The sequence below is a fragment of the Ectobacillus sp. OTK genome, from assembly GCF_059698935.1.
This window is the reverse complement of the sequence record NZ_AP048547.1, coordinates 3305706-3324262: the sequence shown is the minus strand read 5'-3', so window position 1 is coordinate 3324262 and position 18557 is coordinate 3305706. Positions and strand designations below refer to the sequence as shown.

General features: G+C 37.8%; 18 protein-coding genes and 1 pseudogene. 15 read left to right on the top strand and 4 right to left on the bottom strand.

Features of this window, described 5'->3' with window-relative positions:
* The first annotated feature begins 6 nt into the window (after positions 1–6).
* Together AC6HZ4_RS16605 and AC6HZ4_RS16600 are read left to right on the top strand one after the other, a co-directional pair.
* Positions 7–1410, top strand: a complete 1404-nt coding sequence (locus AC6HZ4_RS16605; RefSeq protein WP_497490745.1) for an NAD-dependent succinate-semialdehyde dehydrogenase — start codon at positions 7–9, stop codon at positions 1408–1410.
* A gap of 116 nt (positions 1411–1526) precedes the next feature.
* On the top strand, positions 1527–2930 hold the full coding sequence (locus AC6HZ4_RS16600) for an amino acid permease (RefSeq protein WP_497490743.1): 1404 nt from the start codon (positions 1527–1529) through the stop codon (positions 2928–2930).
* A 131-nt stretch (positions 2931–3061) separates the two neighbouring features.
* On the opposite strand, the gene AC6HZ4_RS16595 is transcribed toward AC6HZ4_RS16600, so the two are convergent.
* Positions 3062–4315: an APC family permease gene (locus AC6HZ4_RS16595; protein WP_497490742.1), complete on the bottom strand. Its 1254-nt coding sequence runs from the start codon at positions 4313–4315 to the stop codon at positions 3062–3064.
* A gap of 146 nt (positions 4316–4461) precedes the next feature.
* Between AC6HZ4_RS16595 and AC6HZ4_RS16590 the strand changes: the two genes are divergently transcribed.
* On the top strand, positions 4462–5328 hold the full coding sequence (locus tag AC6HZ4_RS16590; RefSeq protein WP_497490741.1) for a LysR family transcriptional regulator: 867 nt from the start codon (positions 4462–4464) through the stop codon (positions 5326–5328).
* 138 nt (positions 5329–5466) lie between these two features.
* On the opposite strand, the gene AC6HZ4_RS16585 is transcribed toward AC6HZ4_RS16590, so the two are convergent.
* A complete protein-coding gene (locus AC6HZ4_RS16585; RefSeq protein WP_497490740.1) occupies positions 5467–5808 on the bottom strand; it encodes a MerR family transcriptional regulator in 342 nt (113 codons plus the stop codon).
* Between the two features lie 153 nt (positions 5809–5961).
* Here AC6HZ4_RS16585 and AC6HZ4_RS16580 point away from each other — a divergent pair, with 153 nt between their 5' ends.
* From AC6HZ4_RS16580 to AC6HZ4_RS16560, 5 genes are all read left to right on the top strand, one after another.
* A complete protein-coding gene (locus tag AC6HZ4_RS16580; protein ID WP_497490739.1) occupies positions 5962–6198 on the top strand; it encodes a tautomerase family protein in 237 nt (78 codons plus the stop codon).
* Between the two features lie 65 nt (positions 6199–6263).
* A complete protein-coding gene (locus AC6HZ4_RS16575) occupies positions 6264–6569 on the top strand; it encodes a carboxymuconolactone decarboxylase family protein (RefSeq protein WP_497490738.1) in 306 nt (101 codons plus the stop codon).
* A gap of 11 nt (positions 6570–6580) precedes the next feature.
* Positions 6581–7792, top strand: a complete 1212-nt coding sequence (locus AC6HZ4_RS16570; RefSeq protein ID WP_497490736.1) for an MFS transporter — start codon at positions 6581–6583, stop codon at positions 7790–7792.
* A gap of 165 nt (positions 7793–7957) precedes the next feature.
* The gene (locus AC6HZ4_RS16565) at positions 7958–8863 is read left to right on the top strand and encodes an alpha/beta fold hydrolase (protein WP_497490735.1); all 906 of its coding nucleotides are present in this window, start codon (positions 7958–7960) and stop codon (positions 8861–8863) included.
* A 73-nt stretch (positions 8864–8936) separates the two neighbouring features.
* Positions 8937–9572 carry an NADPH-dependent F420 reductase gene (locus tag AC6HZ4_RS16560; RefSeq protein WP_497490734.1) on the top strand — a complete coding sequence of 212 codons (636 nt, stop codon included), beginning with the start codon at positions 8937–8939 and terminating at the stop codon, positions 9570–9572.
* Between the two features lie 228 nt (positions 9573–9800).
* Here the strand turns inward: AC6HZ4_RS16560 and AC6HZ4_RS16555 are convergent, their stop codons facing one another.
* Positions 9801–10232, bottom strand: a complete 432-nt coding sequence (locus AC6HZ4_RS16555) for a winged helix-turn-helix transcriptional regulator (RefSeq protein ID WP_497490733.1) — start codon at positions 10230–10232, stop codon at positions 9801–9803.
* A 165-nt stretch (positions 10233–10397) separates the two neighbouring features.
* Here AC6HZ4_RS16555 and AC6HZ4_RS16550 point away from each other — a divergent pair, with 165 nt between their 5' ends.
* The 7 genes and pseudogenes from AC6HZ4_RS16550 (at position 10398) to mgsA (ending at position 18029) form a co-directional block, all read left to right on the top strand.
* Entirely contained in the window at positions 10398–11171 is a 774-nt protein-coding gene (locus AC6HZ4_RS16550; RefSeq protein ID WP_497490732.1) for an MBL fold metallo-hydrolase, read from the top strand.
* Between the two features lie 91 nt (positions 11172–11262).
* A complete protein-coding gene (locus AC6HZ4_RS16545; protein WP_497490731.1) occupies positions 11263–12126 on the top strand; it encodes a threonine ammonia-lyase in 864 nt (287 codons plus the stop codon).
* An 864-nt stretch (positions 12127–12990) separates the two neighbouring features.
* Positions 12991–14412: a sugar porter family MFS transporter gene (locus AC6HZ4_RS16540; protein WP_497490730.1), complete on the top strand. Its 1422-nt coding sequence runs from the start codon at positions 12991–12993 to the stop codon at positions 14410–14412.
* Positions 14413–15523: 1111 nt separating this feature from the next.
* Positions 15524–16444, top strand: coding sequence for a myo-inosose-2 dehydratase (gene iolE, locus AC6HZ4_RS16535; RefSeq protein WP_497490729.1), 921 nt, complete (start codon positions 15524–15526; stop codon positions 16442–16444).
* Between the two features lie 622 nt (positions 16445–17066).
* Positions 17067–17287 (top strand): annotated as a pseudogene (locus tag AC6HZ4_RS16530) (hypothetical protein); the annotation flags it as partial.
* Between the two features lie 89 nt (positions 17288–17376).
* Positions 17377–17592 (top strand): Spo0E family sporulation regulatory protein-aspartic acid phosphatase, encoded by a 216-nt coding sequence (locus AC6HZ4_RS16525; RefSeq protein WP_497490728.1) that lies wholly within the window; start codon positions 17377–17379, stop codon positions 17590–17592.
* Between the two features lie 26 nt (positions 17593–17618).
* Entirely contained in the window at positions 17619–18029 is a 411-nt protein-coding gene (gene mgsA / locus AC6HZ4_RS16520) for a methylglyoxal synthase (RefSeq protein WP_497490726.1), read from the top strand.
* 220 nt (positions 18030–18249) lie between these two features.
* Here mgsA and AC6HZ4_RS16515 read toward each other — a convergent pair whose 3' ends face one another.
* A complete protein-coding gene (locus tag AC6HZ4_RS16515) occupies positions 18250–18435 on the bottom strand; it encodes a YrdB family protein (protein ID WP_497490724.1) in 186 nt (61 codons plus the stop codon).
* Between the last annotated feature and the right edge of the window lie 122 nt (positions 18436–18557).

Below are 18557 nucleotides of genomic sequence, written 5' to 3'. Positions count from 1 at the left end.
CACATAGTGAGCACAAATGTGAAAAGTGCTAAAGTTATTGATGTTATTAATCCAGCCACAAACCAAGTCGTTGCTTCCGTTCCAAATGGAGGTAAAGAAGAAGCTAAGTTTGCAATTGATGCGGCTTATGAAGCTTTTAAGGAATGGTCGGAGAAAACAGCTGATGAGCGAAGTGCCTTGTTAATGAAGTGGCATCAATTAATTGAAGAAGCAAAAGAAGAACTGGCAACACTAATGACAAGGGAACAAGGAAAGCCTTTAAAAGAAGCAATGGGTGAAATAACGTATGCGAATAGCTTTGTATCATGGTATGCAGAAGAAGGGAAGCGAATTTATGGCCAAACGATCCCAGCTTCTAACCGTTCTAAACGTATTATTGTACAAAAGCAGCCTGTTGGGGTGATTGCAGCGATTACCCCTTGGAACTTTCCAGCGGCCATGATTACACGAAAGGTGGCCCCAGCCCTTGCTTCGGGCTGTACAGCTGTTGTAAAGCCTGCAGAACAAACACCTTTAACAGCTATTAAGTTAGCTGAGTTAGCTCACAAAGCAGGTATTCCAAAAGGTGTGTTTCAAGTTGTTACAGGAAATCCAGCTGAAATTGGCGAAGCTTGGCTGCAAGATACACGAGTGCGAAAAATTTCTTTTACCGGATCTACCGAGGTTGGGAAGCTGTTAATGAGACAAGCAGCTGACACTGTTAAAAAAGTGTCACTTGAATTGGGGGGACATGCTCCCTTTATTGTGATGGCGGACGCAAATATGGATAAAGCGATTGAAGGGCTGCTTGCATCTAAGTTTCGAAATGCGGGCCAAACATGTATTTGCACAAACCGTATTTATGTAGAAGAAACATGCATTGATCAGTTTAATCGTAAATTCGTAGAGGCTGTATCAAAATTGAAAGTCGGGAATGGATTAGATCAACAAACTGATATCGGACCACTAATTGATGAAGTGGCATTAAACAAAGTAAAACTGCATATTCAAGAGGCAATTGCAAAAGGAGGGAATCTAGCGTTCGGAGGGAATGTCGTGGCAAACGGAGACGGAGGCTGCTTTATTGAGCCAACGATTATTACCAATGCCTCAGATGATATGCTTTGTATGAAAGAGGAAACATTTGGACCTCTTGCACCGGTTGCCGCATTTAAAACAGTAGAAGAGGTCATTAAAAGGGCAAATAATACACCATATGGATTAGCAGCATATGTATACACTGAAAATTTAAGTCAAGCTATTCGAATAAGTGAACAGCTTGAATATGGAATTATTGGATTAAATGATGGACTCCCTTCAGTGGCTCAAGCGCCATTTGGCGGATATAAGCAGAGTGGACTAGGCCGTGAAGGCGGGCATTATGGAATTGAAGAGTATTTAGAAGTAAAATATATTTCTATCAACTTGTAAAAATAATATTCCGAATATATTTTATTTTCTGTTATTTAGGGTGGATGTGGAGAGAACATTTTACCAAGCTATAACAAGCTGCAATAAAATGCATTCCAAGGGGGAGGTAAGTAATAATGGAAAAAAAGACACAACTACAACATCAGTTAAAAACGAGGCACATTTCCATGATTTCTATTGGCGGTATTATTGGTGCTGGTTTATTTGTAGGAAGCGGATCTGTAATCAACTCTACAGGGCCAGGTGCTATTTTATCCTATGCTGTAGCAGGCGTGCTCGTTGTTTTTCTTATGCGTATGCTGGGTGAAATGGCAACTCTTAATCCTGATAGCGGCTCTTTTGCTACATATGCAAGACAGGCGATTGGACCATGGGCAGGATATACAATCGGTTGGCTTTATTGGTTCTTTTGGTTAATTGTTATTGCGATTGAAGCGACAGCAGGAGGCGCCATCGTCCATGAATGGATCCCATCTATTCCAATATGGCTGTGGAGCCTCGTCTTAACCTTTTTATTAACACTTACAAATATTTATTCTGTAAAAGCGTTTGGTGAATTTGAGTATTGGTTTGCGATGATTAAGGTTATTGCCATTGTTGCATTTATGGCTATAGGCTTAGCTATCATTTTGAATCTCATACCGAGTATTCAATCACCTGGAATGTCTAACCTAACTGCACATAGCGGGTTTATGCCAAAAGGAATTGGTTCTGTTTTCGTTGGGGTTGTTACTGTAGTTTTTTCGTATTTTGGTGCAGAAATTGCAGCTATTGCAGCTGGAGAATCAAAAGATCCTGCAAAGTCTATTACAGTAGCGATTAACAGTGTCGTGTGGCGAATTCTTGTTTTCTATATTGGCTCCGTCTCTATTTTAGTCATTCTTCTTCCATGGAATGCAGCTGACTTGCTAAAAAGCCCATATGTTACCTTGTTAGATATGGTTGGTATTCCAGCAGCTGCTCAGCTGATGAATGTAGTCGTTTTAGTAGCAGTTCTTTCTTGTTTAAATTCAGCTTTATATACAAACTCACGGATGATTTTTGCCCTTGCGCAAAGAGGAGATGCTCCGCGTGCATTTTTAAAATTAAATAAACATGGCGTGCCTGTTCGGGCTGTCTGGATCAGTACGGCTCTTGCTTATGTTTGTGCCATTTTTAGCTTCGTATCTCCTGATAAGCTCTTTCTCTTTTTAGTAAATGCTTCTGGTGCAATTGCTTTACTTGTGTATTTAGCTATTGCTATATCTCACTTGCGATTGAGAAATAAAATGGAAAAGGAAAATCGTCAAGTTTTAAAAATGAAAATGTGGCTGTTTCCTTACTTAACATATGTAACAGTCTTTGGAATTGTGGTTTTTCTAATTTCAATGGCTTTTATCGACTCCATGCGTTCTCAACTCGTTTTAACGATGCTTATCACAGCATTGGTTATTTTCTCATACTTCTTGTTTAAAAAACGAGACGTTCATGCAGTAGAGAAGAACCATATGGAAGATAAAAAACCAATTGTAAATTCTTAACATAATAAGGATGCTGATACAAACATTATTTAGATAGAAGTTTTCCTATCAGCTTTTTATCAACAAGTCTCACTACAAACAAACCCCTTTCCTGATTAATCGGGAAAGGGGTTTTCTTCCTTATCATTCTCTTATCTACTAATCTGTTTTAATATATCCTCTCGCTTATTCTCCATTCTCTGCAGCCACCCGAAATAAACTGAAACCGCAGCAATCCCTGCCAAAATAAAAGGGGAAGAAAATAGCAATATACCGAAAAAGCAAACTGAAAGCACTGTTGCTCCCGCTTTCAAGAACGGCGAGGAAAATAAGCGTATGCATGCCAGCACCCCGATTAGGGCGTTACACAGAAAGAAGGTATTGGCGATAGCGACAAGCTGTTCAATACGTACAGTATGCGTGGCATATAGCATAAACATGCTTGAATGGATAACAAACATGAGCAGAAGCGCCCGGGACGGAACATTATTCTTATTTTTAAAGGAAAGCCAGGACGGCAGTACACCGCTTTTTGCTTGATCATAGACAAGTCTTATTACAGCACCGATAACGAGCAATACCGTGCTGATGCATAAGGCAATGGTAATGGTAGAAATGAGCGGTGTTGCCCAACTGCCAAACAAGCTTTCTAGTAAAGATGCCAAGGATCGTTCCTGTGTACTGATTCCACCTGTACGTGTCCACTGAAATGCGAGAGCGACAGACAAGCTAACTACGGCTATAACAGTGAAACTTAAAGCAATAGCTCTTGGAATGGTACTCTCCGGATTTTTCACCTCCAGTGAATAGCTGCCAATGACTTCCCAGCCAATCAGCGCCCAAAACAAAAGAAGCAGGCTTTGTCCAAAGTCATATACAGTAATGGGCTCTGTCAGGCTGATGCTGCCGTTTGCCGTGAACAGGGTGTGCAGACTGCCGACAAGTAGGGTTACAACAACAAAGCTTGACATGATGAACGCTAATTTCCCTACTGCAGTAATGTTACGCATTAATAGGATGTACACAATGCAAAGTAAGCCAAATGTAAGCCATTCCTCCGGCTGAGAGGTCAAGAGATGCATATAGTGACCGGCTGTTCCGATAACGGCGACAGGACCAAAACAAACAGCTAGTAGAAAAAAGATAGCAGACAAGTTTTTAAAATGTGTGCCGAACGCCCTTTCTACTGCAAGTGCAACACCTGAATCACCTGGAATCATGATACTTAGTTTACCAAATAAGTAAGCAAATAGCATGCTTAAGCACAGTATAAGTATCCAGGCGAAGATGGCATAATTTCCAGCTGCTTCGTATACAGCTGGAGGCAGAATGATAATACCAGATCCGAGTATAGGCCCAATTATTAAACCGCTCAGCAGGATGAATCCAATTTTTCCGTTTTGCATACTATCACCTCAAATATTCTTGAAACAAATTGTAATCTCATATATTTTTATTATATGTAACACTTTTCCATCGGTAAAATGAATAATCATGATTATAACCATCGGGAATTTTGATGAGAGGAGAATCTATCATAGAGATACGACATTTGATTACTTTCAAGGCTATTGTAGATATGGGAGGATTCACGCGCGCGGCAACATATTTGGGGTATGCGCAATCAACAGTCACAGCTCACATCCAATCTCTCGAACAAGAACTAGGCGCACCGTTATTTAACAGGATTGGCAAGACGGTGCAGCTAACCGAAGTAGGAACACACTTCTTAATGCATGCTTCAGAAATGATCCAACTGTATACGAAAACAAAGGACATTTTCCATACACATCAAGAGGTAACAGGAACGCTGCGTATTGGGGCGCCGGAATCTCTTACAATCTACCGTCTTCCGTTTATTATCCAAGCATATCGAAAGCGTTACCCGAAGGTGAATATCATTATGAAATCAGGTTCCTGCTGGGACCTGCAGGAGGAACTTCGCAGAGGGATGTTAGATGTGTGCTTCCTTTTGCAGGCACCGTTTACAGATCACGAGCTGCATACTGAAGTTCTCCTAGAAGAGCCGCTAGTTATCATTCTGCCTCCGGATGCTGATGGGACGAGAACTTTGGAATCATTTACTTTGAAGGACAATGAGAATCTTTTGTTTACGGAACAAGGAAGCTATCGGGATTATTTCGAGGCATTTTTAAGAAGCAGGGGAATTGCAACGGAGAGTGGTATGGAGTTTTGGAGTATTGAGGCAATCAAGCAATGTGTCATCTGCGGTCTTGGCATTTCTATGCTGCCCTATGTGACGGTGCAAAGTGATCTCAACCAGAACAGGCTTCAGTCCATTTCTTGGGACTCTGGTCTAGGCAGCGTTTCGATGATTATGTCCTATCATAAGGATAAATGGATCTCTCATGCAGTCAGGGAATTTATGAATATAGTGAGAGAGCAGACAATAGGATGAAGATGTGATTGTTCATCATTAATCAGAAATATTTTATGATTTTTAGAGTACTTTTCTAACATTTACTGAATTAAAAAGAGTCCTTTTAAATAATATTTTATCAAAAAAGAATCTTGAAGTTATCTCAAGATTCTTTTTTTATTCCTTATGAGTATTGTTGCTATCTGAATTTTTAGCTAATTTCATAAATATATCATTTATAGTTTGCATACGCTTCTCTACCTTTTCCGCTGCTGCGTCGAGAGTATAACCATCATCTAATAATTCCTGAATCAAAAGGATTTTTTTGATATTTAAATAATTATATTTCCTTGTTTTACCTTCTCCCTCTGTTTCTGATTGAATAATATTTTTTTCTTCCCAGTACCTAATTTTTCTTGTTGGAACACTAGTAATATCTGATACTTCTCCAATTCCCACAACTAATTTTTGTAACAAATCAAAGTCCAACAAAGCATTCTCCAGTTGATTTTTCTCCATGTTTAATCACTCCTCTATGTAAGTATTTTACGATAAATGAAAATAAATTACAATTTTTTATAGGTAACGTATTGACTTATTTTGTAAATAAGTTACAATCTATGTAGATAATTTACATTATCCAAAAAATTACATTCAGGAGATGATGTGAAAATGCCTATTATCAATGTTGATTGTTGGGAAGGTTTTAATGATGAGCAAAAACAACAATGGATTAAGGAATTGACGGATGTAACGGTTAATTTGTTTAATCTTCCTCCAGACAAAGTATTAGTAGTATTGAGAGAGGTTCCTTTATCGAATTGGGGTCAAGCGGGAACCGTTGCAACAGATTCAGATTTTCTGGCTAAGAGCCGCATGACCGAATTACCATCCAAATTAAAAATTTAATAATCAGGGGGGATTCCTTTTATGTGAGAGGATTCCCTGAAAATTTAATTCAGGAGGGATTTCTATTGACGAGTAATCCAGCGTTCGAACAATTTAAAGAGGAATTTCCTGAGATATTTAAAGCCTTTAGTAATTTATATCAAAATGTTAGTTCAAAAGCGTTAGATGAGAAGACAAAGCAGCTTGTGTACTTAGGGATTCTTACAAGTACACACTATGCTCCAGCGGTTTGTGTTCATATCTCTCGTGCACTTGAAGCTGGTGCGAGCCGAGAGGAAATTTTAGAAGCAATGATGCTGGCTATTCCTGCAAGTGGTTTGTGCAACTTTCTTTCGGTATTGCCAGATGCTATGAAGGAGTTAAATCGATAGGGGGGGGTTTATTGGTTAAACTAGCTAAAAGTATGGAGGAATCGGTTGATAACAAAAATTATCTATTAATTACTTCTATACTTATTTGGTGCGGATTAGTTATTGTATCGAGCTTATATATTACGATTCCCTTGGTTCCGGTCCTTGTTAATGATTTAGGCGTTGCAGTTTCACAAGCAGCTTTAACAAGTAGTGCTTTTTCATGTGCATATGCTATCGGCTTCTTATTTTTTGGACCCTTATCGGACCGTTACGGGAGAAAACAAATTATAACAATAGGTTTGGCTCTCTTAACATTGATTTCGCCAATTATAGGTTTTTTAGACAGTCTTCCATGGATTGTAAGTCTTCGAGCTATTCAAGGAGTTGCGGCTGCAACCTTTGCGCCGGCTGCATTAGCGTATATCGCTGAAATGTTTCCGATCGAGAAAAGAATCACAACAATCGGATTTGTTAGTACCGGCTTTCTAATGGCAGGAATTATTGGTCAAGTGTTTAGCAGTTTAGTAAATCAACAACTTGGCTGGGGTAACGTTTTTTATATTCTTGCAGCAATTTATTTTGTAACGACTGTCCTCGTATTGCTGTTTATTCCGGAAGGAGAGAAACAACAAACTTCTGGTAACCTTTTTGAAACACTTAAACAAATGGGGAAGTTTCTTATAAAAAGAAATTTATTTCCTTGTTATCTTATAACGGTTACACTCCTGCTTTCATTCGTGGGTATGTATATATTATTTGGCAGCTATCTAAGTACAAATTTTAATTTAAACGATAATGAGATTCTTCTGGTGCGTAGTGCGGGGATTGTAGGTATGTTTATTTCGCCGTTTGCAGGCAAATTGGCTGTGCAATTTAGTATGTGCAACGTTTTAAGAATAGGACTGTTTCTGAGCTTGGCTGGTCTTGGAATAATGGGGGGGATCTCTAACTTAATATTCCTTATATTTATGAGCATCGTATTTGTAGCGGGAATCTCTCTCGTTGTTCCTACCCTCATTTCGTTAATTGGCCATTTTGGTGCGGAGGCGCGTGGGGTAACAGTGTCATTATATACATTCATTTTATTTATAGGAGCGACACTGGGACCAATTGTGGCAATTAATATACTAAAATTAGGAAGCTACTTATTAGCTTTTGAAATTCTTGCCATCCTGTTAGGTGCAGGGTTTTTCATTTCGTTTTTTATAGGCGAGAGGGATACTGAGAAAATAAAAAGATAAAAAATCTCAGTTTTTTATTTTGTTTGTTAATAAAAAGGAACATGAACACTTTGATTTACTAAAAATAAATATCGTCAATTCTTATGCAGGGATGGAGTCTAAAAACAGTTAATAGATTATTATTTTTTGAAAACTTCGGGGAATTTTGAATGGGAGGAAGGTTTTATGGAAAAGAATGAATATCTTAATCTAAGTCCATATAGTGAAAAGTGGAATCATAAATTCATAATGGTAAATGAAGATGTTAAAATTCATTTTGTTAGGTATGGTGGAGGTGCCCCGGTTATTTTATTACATGGATGGCCGGGATTTTGGTATGATTGGCGGTATGTCATCCCTTCATTGTCCCAGTATTGCGATGTTATAGCTCTGGATTTTAGAGGATTCGGGGATTCAGATAAACCTTCTTTGCCTCCTCATGAAGGTTATACACCCAATCATTTAGCTGCTGATGTTATAAGCTTAATAGAAAAGCTAGAGCTAAAAGAGGTGATATTAGTTGCTCATGACATAGGAGCGACAATTGCACAAACAGTGGTACAGAAATGCCCATCCTATATTAAAGGACTAGTACTATTGAATCCCCCGTATCCTGGGATTGGGCAAAGAAGATTTGATCCTGCAATTCAAAGGGAATTTTGGTATCAACATTTTCACAATTTACCTTGGGCAGGAAATTTAATTGGTAGTTCTTACAAGAACGTCCAGCTATACATCAAACATTTTTATGAGCATTGGGCGGGAGACAAGAAAAAAATAAATGAAAAGGAATTAGACTATATAGTTGATGTTTATTCTAAAGAAGGCTACTTTGACGCTAGTATCGCATATTATAAAGCACGAGCAGCTGCCAAAACTAGTCAGGCAGCTACTAGCTCACCAATTCATGTTATATCTCATAAAACTTGTGTTCTATGGGGAGAAGAGGATCCAGTTATTCCATCTATGTGGTCAGACAGATTATCTGATTATTTTTCAAATGTACGCTTGACCCTGTTACCTGGTATAGGCCATTTCGTTCCATTTGAAGCTCCTGAGGAAGTGGTTGAAGCTGTTAGGGAATTTTTATAAAGACAGCTGAGGAAAATACTTCATTAACTAGAACAAATTCAAAATGTAAATTACAATCTTAGGGGGCTAATTTATGAAATTAAGTGTAATTGGAACAGGGAGGATGGGAAAAGGTCTGGTAAAAACACTTGCGCCATATGTGAATGAATTACTTTGGGCTTCGAGAGATAAAAAGCGAATTGAATCATTGGTTTATGAGAATGATCTGAAAAATATTATTCCAGTTTCCTGCGCAGAAGCACTAGATGCTAATATCATTATCCATACTTTGTGGTTTAGAGATTTGATTCCTTGGGCAAGAGAAAATAAAGAAAAACTAGCCAACAAAATTTTAGTTGATATTGCTAACCCATTCACAGACGATTTTTCAGATTTTACATTAGAGTGGGGGAATTCGGCAGCTGAAGAGCTTCAAAGGATCATCCCCGAAACAAAAGTAGTAGGTGCCTTCAAAAACACTTTTTTTAAAGTGTTTGAAGAACCTGTTCATGAAGGGGTTAAAAGCGATGTTTATGTGACCTCTGACGATGAAAGTGCAAAGAAAATTGTAATGATGCTTTTAAGTACTATTCCTTTTCGGGTGCTCGATGGAGGGAAACTTAGTAATAACCGAACCATTGAAAGAATCACACTTTTTGAACGAGAAATAGCTATTCGATATGGCAATTATCCTTACGTATCGAATAGGTTATTTGGTATTAAAGGGTAGGGTAAAGTATTTATGTATATAATTACTTTAAATTATTTCATGCCAATTGAAAGAATAGATCTGGGTAGATTATTTGAAAAAAGGATAAACAAAGATTACATCGTCAGAGTACGAAATAAACAAGCGTTCTTGATGAAAGAACAATGGAAGGCTGTTAACAATATATAAAGTTAACAGCCTGATAATTCATGGCAACACTTCCGCCTAACTTTAACAGGATACACTCGTTTACTTTTTCGAGAGGTCAATATATTTTATACTATCCGTCGATACCTGACAGTGTTCACAGAAATATGTGATTTCTACCTCATGATTGCACTCCGTATGAACGAGTTCATAGTACTTTTCATCCAGGTGACGGTTGCCCCAGATGGCTAGCGCATTGATTACGTGACGCAGCTCTTTCCCTTTGCTTGTTAACTCGTAATCATAGCGGGGAGGATGCTTTACATATAGGTTAGAAGAAATAATGTCTTCCTGTTCCAAATTGCGAAGGCGTTCAGAAAGAATATTTGGAGCAATTCCTTCTAGGGCCTTTTTTAACTCGGTAAATTTCTTTTTGCCTTTAAATAATTCACGAATGATTAAAAGTGTCCAGCGATCTCCAATAATGTCCAATGTTTTTGCGATATTACAAGGCAAGTTGTACGTTTTATTCATCTGACATAATCTCCTTTCCCTGTGTTTTTGTAGCCCGATAAATGTTAATATAAATCCAATTTTATAGTATAAATAAAAAATTTTAAATACTTGATTGCAAAAAACAACTTAGTATTGTATATATAACTTATAAGCATATTTTTCCATATAAGGGAGAGGATCACATTGCTGATTAAAAGATTATCGTGGGCAGGCATGCTTATTCAATCAGGGGAAACAATCATTATGATTGATCCGCTTGGAAATACACCAAAGGGGCAAGATCAACCATTAGCTGCACGACTGGGAAACGCTCTTGAACCCTTTATCAGGCTTAATCAACTCTCAAAACCAACTGCAATCGCTATCACACATGTTCATCCCGATCATTTCGATTCCGAATCTATTCAAATGGCTTTTGGATCAAGCATTCCAATATTAGTCCCTATTGAATCCGTTGAAATTGCAAGAAAAACTGGCCTTAATAATGTTATCGGAGTCTCTGTAGGGGATACGGAAATATATGGGGAGATGAAAGTGACGGCGGTACAGTCGGCAGATGGATATGGTACACCTCAAGTGGCTTGGATAGTAGAAGGACAAGGACAAAAAGTTATTCATTGCGGGGATACTCTCTGGCATGGATACTGGTGGAGAATTGCTCGAGAGTTTGGTCCGCTAAACGTAGCCTGTCTGCCAATTAACGGAGCTGTTCTAGATGTTTATGGCTTTCCTGTGCAAAGTGAGCTTCACGCTTGCATGACACCTGAAGAGGCTGTAGAGGCAGCTAAGATTCTAGGGGTAGACAGTCTAATCCCTATTCACTTTGGAATGTTTAACAATCCTCCTTATTATACAGAAACATCTAATGCGCTTGATCGTTTGCAGAATAGGGCGGATACAAGAGAAGTGAAAGTTTGTCTGCTTCATTCGGGTGAGGAAATAGAGCTGACTGAATAAGTAAATTTCATATGTAGTGAGTTGCAAAAAACAACTTAGTATATGTTATGAATTTAATATAGATTACTAGAAATAATGAGGAGTTGATCCCTTGAGTCAAACAAATATTACTTTACAAGAGATTATTCAAGCCCATAAACAAATTCGAAATTATATACGTCATACACCATTGGAGTACAATGAGGAACTTAGCTGTTTATATGAATCTGATATTTATTTAAAGTTAGAAAATCTCCAGGTTACCGGAAGTTTTAAAGCTCGAGGGTCTTTGAACGGACTTTTGGACCTAAATCAAATAGAACTCAACCATGGCGTTATAACCTCTTCAGCCGGTAATCATGGGATTGGCTTGGCATACGCTGCTAAGAGGCTGAACACCACGGCATATGTGTACTTACCAAAGGATGCGGATCAGAGTAAGATTCAATCATTAAAGAGATATGGGGCCCTTTTGAAATTTTTTGATTCTATCGAGAAAGCAAGACTCTCCGCATTGACGGATGCTAACAAAAAAGGGTACACCTTTCTCTCTGCTTACAATAATCGATCTGTAATTACAGGAGGGGGAACTGTTGCATTAGAGATTTTAGATGATTTATCCGAAGTAGATACGGTTATTACTTGTATGGGTGGTGGAGGGCTTGCCTCTGGTATATGTTTGGCTCTAAAATCCGTAAATCCGAAAATTGAAGTCTGGGGTGTTCAAGCTATAAATAGTCCCTCGCTAGCTGTTTGGTATCAAAATGGAAAGGTTACCCCAGTTGATATACAACCCTCTATAGCTGAAGGGCTGAGTGGGTTGCTTGATCCTGAAACTATTACTTTTCCTATTATCCAAAAACATATTGATCGAATTTTAACTGTGACCGAGGAAGAGATTATTGATGCAATGAAAATAATGCTAGATTCTCAGTACATTGTCGAACCCTCTGGTGCGCAGGGGTTGCAGCGCTAAAGCAATGCGGGAAGAAGGAATTACATGGCCGGAAAATAGCGGTTGTGATTACTGGACGTAATATTTCATGGTCCAGGTTAACTTCCTTAGTTTCTAAGGTAACTTCCAAAGCTTCGCTATAGAGTATAATATTTGAGCTCAGGTATTGAAAACAGGAGAACTAATAATGTTTCTGTGATAAATGTAATTCATGTTTGATGATTATATAAATGGAGGGATTATTTTGAAAGTACAAAGAATTCAATGGGCTGGCATTAGGTTGTTTCTCTCATTGTCCACTAACTGTTAACTGATAATCACTCTTCTCTTTTTAGTCCTAACACTTCCAAATGTTTATCCCGAATAAAGGGGTTAAGAAATGTCAGAATATATGTAATCTTTTTTAAAAAGGTATTGAAATCTTATTAAAGGCAGGATAAAATAAAAACAACGATTGGGTAATCGATAACCTAGCTTGATAAATGGATTTGGAAGCGTTTTAAACTAATTTATTGTAAAAAGGGATGTGAAAATAAGGAGAATAAGAGAGTTTTCCGAAAAAATATGTAAACTATCTAGTTTTATTGAGTTATCGATAACCTTTGTTTTAAAAATAATAAAACATATTATAGGCGTGGTTCACCAGCTGTATAGAGAATAATTAGTACTACTAATATGATAAAAATGTAAGCGTTACCTATATGGTGGGTATATAAGGGGCTGTAAAAAAATACTAAAATAAATAAATAGTCTCTATTAGTACTGATTAAAGTTGAACACACTCCAGTTGTTGTTCATCTATTGGGATATACTTTATTGATTCAGAAATACATAGATAAAAAATTGTGTATCTACTTATAAAGAGGAAAGAGAGGAGAAATTCTCATGAATAAACAGAGGAATCAAACGTCGTTCTTGCGTACTATTATTTTAGTCTCGACATTCGGCGGGCTTCTTTTCGGATATGACACGGGTGTTATTAATGGAGCCTTGCCGTTTATGTCTGAAGCACTTGGTCTTAATTCATTCACCGAAGGTCTCGTTGCGAGTTCGCTTCTTTTTGGGGCAGCACTAGGTGCAGTATTTGGTGGCCGACTATCAGATATTAGTGGCCGCCGCACCAACATTCTTTATCTCGCAGTGTTGTTCTTTTTGTCTGCACTTGGATGTACACTTGCTCCGAACGTAATTATTATGGTTATTTCTCGTTTCTTTTTAGGACTTGCTGTAGGGGGAGCGTCCGTGACAGTTCCAGCTTATTTAGCGGAAATGTCACCTGCAGACAGAAGAGGCCGAATGGTTACTCAGAACGAATTGATGATTGTTACTGGGCAACTATTAGCCTTCGTTCTCAATGCTATTTTAGGCAGTACAATGTCTCATAATGAAAATGTCTGGCGCTACATGCTTGCTATCGCAGCGCTTCCAGCTATTTTCTTATTCTTTGGTATGCTTAAAGTACCAGAAAGCCCTCGTTGGCTCGTATCAAAAGGGAAAAATAGGGAGGCTCTTGGTGTCCTTTATAAGATACGTGAGGAAAAACAAGCTGAATCAGAGTTTAATAAAATTAAGGAGACTTTCGCTAAAGAGGCAGGCACTAAGCAAGCAACATTTAAAGATTTAAATGTACCTTGGATCCGTCATATCCTATTCCTTGGGATTGGGATTGCTGTTGTTCAACAAATTACAGGTGTTAACTCAATCATGTACTATGGTACTCAAATTCTTAAAGATGCTGGTTTTGAAACTAAGGCCGCTCTTATTGGTAATATTGCAAACGGTATCATTTCGGTTTTAGCGACTTTTGTTGGGATTTGGCTTCTTGGTAAGGTCGGCCGTCGTCCAATGTTAATAACTGGCTTATTGGGAACTACGGTATCACTTTTGTTTATTGGAATATTCTCACTTATGTTTGAAGGATCCGTGGCACTTCCATATGTTGTGCTTACTTTAACGGTTACGTTTCTTGCTTTTCAACAGGGAGCGATCTCACCGGTGACATGGTTGATGCTCTCAGAGATATTTCCGCTTCGTTTACGTGGTCTAGGTATGGGTGTTACAGTACTTTTCTTATGGGTAGTGAATGGTCTAATTGGTTTAGCATTCCCGATATTACTCGATAAGGTCGGTTTGTCTACTACATTCTTTGTTTTCGTAGCTTTGGGACTTGTGGCAATCGGTTTTGTAAAGAAATATTTACCGGAAACAAAAGGACTTACACTTGAACAATTGGAATATAATTTCCGCAATCGTAATGGGCAAGATAATCAGGAATACTTAGAACAGGTCGACGCCCAAGCAAAATAGGTAAAGTAAGCATGAAGCAACGTATTTCTCTGCTGCCGGAACTTGTTATTCGTCAGTCAACAGCAAGACTTAATGAAAATTAATAAAATATAAGATGAAATTTCCATCAGTGCGGGAGATTCTATCCACCTGATGGTTTGTTAAGGCTTGCAAGGTGGGGGGATAGGGATATTGCCTAGTTTACTCTTATTTAGACGCAGCCCTTATCCATCCTTTTTGATTTTCCTAAATCTTGAAGCAAGACTATGTGGTCTATTAAAGCAGTATAAAATTAAGTTTTTTAAGGCGTTATAGGCTAATTCTATGAAAAAAACGGCGAAAAAATCGTAGTTTCACTCGATTTTTTCGCCGTTTTTTGGTTAAAGAGAGTTACGTTAATTTTCATAGTTATTTTGTGTTCGTTTAAATAAAATTAAGCGGAAACCAAATACGAAACACAACGACCTTACCTAAGGGGAAGAGAAGATAAGGGATAGTTAATATGCATAAAAAGTTACTTTCGGTATCCTATGTAAAACCACGGTCAAAAAAGTAGTTTGAATATAAAACTTTTTGAAAAAATCATTGAAATATAATAAAGTATGAGATAAAATTAAATCAACTTAGGGTAATCGATAACCCTAATGTAAGAAAGTTATGTTTTCATTTGGTGTTTTTTAATAAAAAAAGAAGAATGTTAAGAAGTTTATTAGGGAGATTTCGTTGAAATTTCATATAATTCATAAGTTTTTAAAGGGAAACGATAACCTTTATTCCCTATCAGCGAATATTAAAATCTCAGCTGTAAGGAAGCTGCACTTCAACTGATAAGAGCATCTTTAAAAATGGTAACCAAAGAAGGTTGCTGTGTTGTTTGCATGGAGGATATCGTGTTTGTAAATTCACCAAATTTGTAAGCGTTGTCCTCCTGATTATGAGATCAATAGAAATAAAAACATATTTTGAGGAGGAAAAACATGTCAAAAGTGGTCACATGTTGCGGTTCCGAGTCGTGCAAGAATTCTATTCAACTATCAGCAATGGATTTTGCTATACAGTAAAACAGCCGGTCCCTTATATCACACGGGGTTGGTTTGAAAAGATTAGTAGAATGTTAAGGGGATGAGTAGCTATGAGTAATCAGGATATTTTATGGGGAATCGCGCCAATCGGTTGGCGCAATGATGATATACCGGAAATCGGTGCAGAGAATACATTATCTCACCTACTGAGCGACATTGTAGTAGCGGGTTTTCAGGGAACCGAAGTGGGCGGTTTTTTCCCAGAAGCAAAAGTGTTAAATAAAGAACTCAAACTTCGTAACTTAAAAATAGCAGGTCAATGGTTCAGCAGTTTTATCATTCGCGATGGAACCGGGGAGGCGGCCAAAGCATTCCATAAACATTGTCAATACTTGCAAGAGGTCAATGCTGCAGTGGCGGTTGTATCTGAGCAAACTTACAGTGTGCAGGGGATTGATAAAAATGTCTTTTCCGAAAAACCTTACTTCACGGATGCTGAATGGAAAACTTTATGTGAAGGCTTAAATGAACTAGGAAAGATTGCCGAACAATACGGTTTGAAATTAGTGTACCATCACCATATGGGAACAGGTGTCCAAACACTGAAAGAAATTGACCGCCTCATGGAAAACACGGATTCAAACTATGTGCATTTGTTATATGATACAGGCCATATCTACGTTTCTGACGGTGATTATATGACTCTATTAAACAAGTATATTGATCGCATTAAACATGTTCACTTTAAAGATACGAGAAGAAATGTGATGGAAGATTGCAAGAAGCAAGGCAAATCGTTCATGCAGTCCTTCTTAGCTGGCATGTTTACAGTGCCGGGCGATGGATGTATTGATTTTACAGAGCCGTATAAGAAATTACTTGAGTACGGTTACAAAGGATGGATTGTAATTGAAGCTGAGCAGGACCCGTCTATCGCTCATCCATTGGAGTATGCATTGCTCACCCGGAAATATATAGATGAAAACCTACTTGTCCTTTCCAAAAGGGATAAGGCAGTAACCATTAAATAAATTTCGAGGAAATTATAACCAGAAAGCATCATGTACAAAAAACAAGGCCTCGCTGTATGATGGCGAGGCTTTTGTTACACTTTAAGAAAGTATAAATTTCCAGCGAGAAGTAAATTCGACGTATTCGGAAATTTTAGGAATAAAGTATAAGTGCAACTACGTCTCTGTCTTCGCCTAACGGCTTGCCAGTCGGCGAGTTTTCTTTATATAAGGCATTTCATCAAATGCAGCTGTTTTCCATGAGAAAAAAGATTAATCCCCATTTCCATATGAAATGGCCTAGTATTTGTCTGATGTATTCTAGATTAGCTCCATTATCTAACGAATGGTTCGCAAAGAAGTAGTGAAACCAGTGCGGAGTTATATCACTTGGTTTTAGTTTCTAAAAAAGGAAGTTTAGTTTCTTTGATGATTTTTTACACAGCCACTTAGATATGTATAATCATACGATAGTAGACTGTTCCCCAAAATAGAAAAAATGATAAGTTTTTCGAAAAAAAGGTTATGAAAAATACAAAATTTCTGAATTTTATACCATAAATGAAGTATAGGAATCGGTATAATATTCTTAAGAAAGAAAAATGAAAGCGTTTGCTTTTGAGGTATCATCTGAGGATTCATAATGGATAGCCGTATAAAAGAACTCATTTCGTGGATGACATTAGAAGAAAAAGTGAGCCTATGCTCGACATTAGATTTTTGATATTTAAAAGGGATTGAACGATTAGGGATTCCGTCTAGTATGGTTACAGAAGGTTTGCACTGAGAGGAGCTGATCACGACAGCATTCCTACTACTTGTTCCCCGTCTATTGTTGGGATGGTAAGCTCTCGGAATCGAGAATGAATGATAAAAATTGTCCTGATTTTATGCAATTTCCTAGGAGTTTCTAATTTGAATAGTGTGAAAATAGTAGAAAGGAAAGAATATTAATGATTTTAAAGAAGGCGCTAGATTTAACTAAGAGCATAGAGGACTATCGTTTGGATATGTACGAATTGGCAAAGAAGAAAGGTTTCTCTAATCCGGATGTAATAACAATCAGCCAGAAATTAGATAAGAAAGTTTTAGCAGTTCAAAAAATTCTATATACAATTTGCGCCTCGCAGACAGGTACACCTGATTATCAGAATCAAAAACATGGTTGATTAAAATAGGTAAGGAGAAACACGCGATGAAACTAGCATTGATTGCACATGATAAAAAGAAAAATGAAATGGTTCAATTTACAAAAGCCTACCAACACATTTTGGAAAAACATGAGCTGTATGCCACAGGAACAACAGGGATAAAAATTATGGAGGGCACAGGATTAGAAATCTCTCGTTTTCAATCGGGTCCACTTGAAGGGGATCAAGAAATTGGAGCATTGATTGCGCAGAATAAAATGGATATGGTCATTTTCTTTCGTGATCCTCTAACAGCTCAGCCTCATGAACCGGATATTTCTGCTTTAATTCGTCTTTGTGATGTATATGCGATTCCGCTCGCAACAAATATGGGGACAGCAGAAGTTCTAATACATGGTTTAAAGCGGGGAGATTTAAAATGGCGAACTCTCATCCATGAAAAGCAAGGTGAATAAAGGCGGAATAGGCTTAATCCAAGGGCGTGTACGAGCGATGGAATTAGAGATTGAATATTTACAAGGGACAATTACGTTTTTGCAAAAAGCGTTGGACTAAATCAACAAGTAGGAAAGACAGTATGAGTATAGAAAAAAGGGGAGAGGGTAATGTGGGAAACGATACCATCTCCTTTGTCCGTTTTGCGACTTGATTCTAAGAAGAAGAGTATGAACAGATTCATTGTCTCCAGTACAGCAACAATAACATATTTATGCATACTAAAATTGTGAACAGCTTACCCAGACTAGGATATCCTGAAGCAAATAACGCAAATACACCTATTCCAAAAACTATTAACTCAATAAGCAGTCTGACAGGTAACTGAAGCTGGAACCTAGAATTGGGAGCAACAAAAGTGCCCAAACAAGCATAATGCTAATTGGAAGAACAACACCTATTCCAATCTTAAAAGCTAGATGATTTTTTAGGAAGGTTTTCATGAAGCTATCTGTTTCGGAGATACTAGAACTACAGATAAAGTAATG